Origin of the sequence: Vibrio sp. V03_P4A6T147, assembly GCF_002241085.1 — a bacterium.
In the GTDB taxonomy this organism is placed as follows: domain Bacteria; phylum Pseudomonadota; class Gammaproteobacteria; order Enterobacterales; family Vibrionaceae; genus Vibrio; species Vibrio anguillarum.
In genome coordinates, this window is record NZ_NDIO01000221.1 from 1 (window position 1) to 2,405 (window position 2,405).

Annotated in this window: 2 protein-coding genes; both read right to left on the bottom strand. The window is 44.0% G+C overall.

What is annotated here, in order from left to right; all coding sequences use genetic code 11:
- Positions 1–247: 247 nt before the first annotated feature.
- Entirely contained in the window at positions 248–1,318 is a 1,071-nt protein-coding gene (gene lptG, locus B9J84_RS08690) for an LPS export ABC transporter permease LptG (protein WP_013855998.1), read from the bottom strand.
- A gap of 3 nt (positions 1,319–1,321) precedes the next feature.
- Positions 1,322–2,404 (bottom strand): LPS export ABC transporter permease LptF, encoded by a 1,083-nt coding sequence (gene lptF / locus B9J84_RS08695; protein WP_094123964.1) that lies wholly within the window; start codon positions 2,402–2,404, stop codon positions 1,322–1,324.
- Between the last annotated feature and the right edge of the window lies 1 nt (position 2,405).

Here is a 2,405-nt window from a genome sequence, read left to right on the forward strand (position 1 = left end):
AGCTCATAAGCACTATTGATGAGCTCAATGGGCAAGAGGTCTGCGAGTGTTTCAACTTGATTTGGTTTATAACTGTTGATGATATCGAGGGCTTGAGAAACGTGCATAAAAAAATCCGATAAACAAGGTCTATCGGATTTTTACATAAAGGTAGGATCATTCAACTGATCTGCCGATTAAAGTCTTAACTGATCGGCATTAGGAAGGTTTGCCCTTCCTTTTTGTTGATAGTTCTTACCTGTCATTTTTAGAGTTTTCGTCTTAACAACATTACGGCAACGCTGAGAAACACCAAACTGGGTGCGACGGCACCAAACACTGGTGGGATACCATAAACAAGACTCAGTGGGCCGAAAAACTCACTGGAAATATAAAATGTAAAGCCTGCAATCACGCCTGACAAAATCCTTGCGCCCATAGTAACGCTGCGCAATGGCCCAAAAATAAACGACAGTGCCATTAGCATCATCACAGCAATAGAAAAAGGTTGAGTAATTTTACGCCACAACGCCAGATCGTACCGTGAAGCATCTTGCTCCGACGTTTTTAAATAGCTGACATAATCATACAAGCCACTCAGTGACAACTCTTCAGGCTTGACCGTGACAACCGCCAGTTTGTCTGGAGCTAATGAAGTCGTCCAACGATATTCGGGTAATGTTTGCTTTGTTATCAATACATCATCGCGCATGTCGGTGATTTGAACATTTTTCATTACCCATTGATTGTCTTTATCGTAATCCACCTCTTCGGCAAAAAGGATGTTTTGCAAACTCTTATTGTTATCAAAGCGCCACATATTTAAGCCATAGAGTTTGTTGTCATCAATTTTACCAATAAAGATAAAATCATTCACATCGCGAGCCCACACACCGCTACGCACTGAAACAATACTACCGCCAGAGAGAGAAAAAGCGCGCAGATCTCGCGCCATCTTCTGCGCTTGGGGTGCTCCCCATTGGCCAAGCAAGGTGACAATGATCATTAATGGCACTGCGGTTTTTAATACCGACATACCGATATTAAGCTTAGAAAACCCCGCAGCTTGCATGACAACGAGCTCAGAACTTGATGCCAACATACCTAACCCAATCAACGCACCGAGTAAGGCGGCCATAGGAAAAAACATCTCGATATCACGAGGAATGCTCAACACCACAAACAGTAAAGCTTGCAGTAAATCGTAGCTTCCTTCCCCGACTTTTCTCAATTGCTCAACATATTTGATAATGCCGGACAAACCAACAAAGGTCGCCAGCACTAGCGAGGTTGTCGCAACAATAGTACGGCCAACGTATAAATCTAAAATCTTAAACACGCGTTATGCTGCCTTCTTTAGTCTTAGTTTATCTTTGAAGCGCCGCACTGGCACACTGTCCATGATATTCACTGAAATCGCCGCCAAAAGTAACGCAGCATTGATTGGCCACATACCGATCACCGTAGCAAGTGAGCCATCTTCAATGGCGGACTTGGTTGCGCTGATGGCCATAAAATAGGCCAAATAAATTAAGATTGCAGGTCCCATTTTCGCAAAGCGTCCTTGCCGAGGGTTAACCGCCGACAAAGGGACCACCAGCATGGTGAGTAACGGAATACAAATCACCAGAGAAATTCGCCATTGCAACTCAGCTTTCGCTCTTCGATCCGGGTTGGAAAGCAGATTGGATGTCGGTAACGCCTCCCAATCGCGTCCTTTGGGTTTAACTTCACGCTGGCCAATTAAACCTTCGTATTCGTCAAATTTTGTGATCATATAATCAACGCGTGTTGGCACGCCTTCATAGCGAATCCCGTCATACATGGTGATCATCTGACGGCCATCACTGAGCTCTTTAACATCACCAGAATTAGAGAACATCACACTCGGGAGTATCGAATCCTTTGGTGCAAGCTGCGCAACAAACACATTATGCAGTTTTTTGTTTTCAATATTTTCGATGAAAACCACCGAGGAACCATCCGGTGTGCGTTGAAATTGTCCTTTCTGTAGCAAATCAACGCTATTTTCTGCTGCAAGCTGCTCCATTAATTGTGCTTCTTTGTCTTGGCTCCAAGGTGCCAACCAGAATGCATTAAATGCTGCAGCACCTGAAGTGATCAAAGCCAAATAGAGTGCAGCACGGATCAAAAATTTATTGCCGATGCCAGTGGCATTCATCACCGTAATTTCGCTTTCTGCGTACAAACGCCCAAAAGTCAGTAAGATGCCGATATACAAACTCAAAGGCAGCATTAATAACCCCATTGCGGGCATATTTAAACTCACAATAGATAAGATCATTCGTGCTGGAATGTCACCATCGGAAGCTTCAGCCAAAACGCGAATAAATCGTTGGCTAAGAAACACGAGAAACAGTACGAAAAAGATCGCAAATTGGCTCTTGAGTGTCTCGCGGATCAAA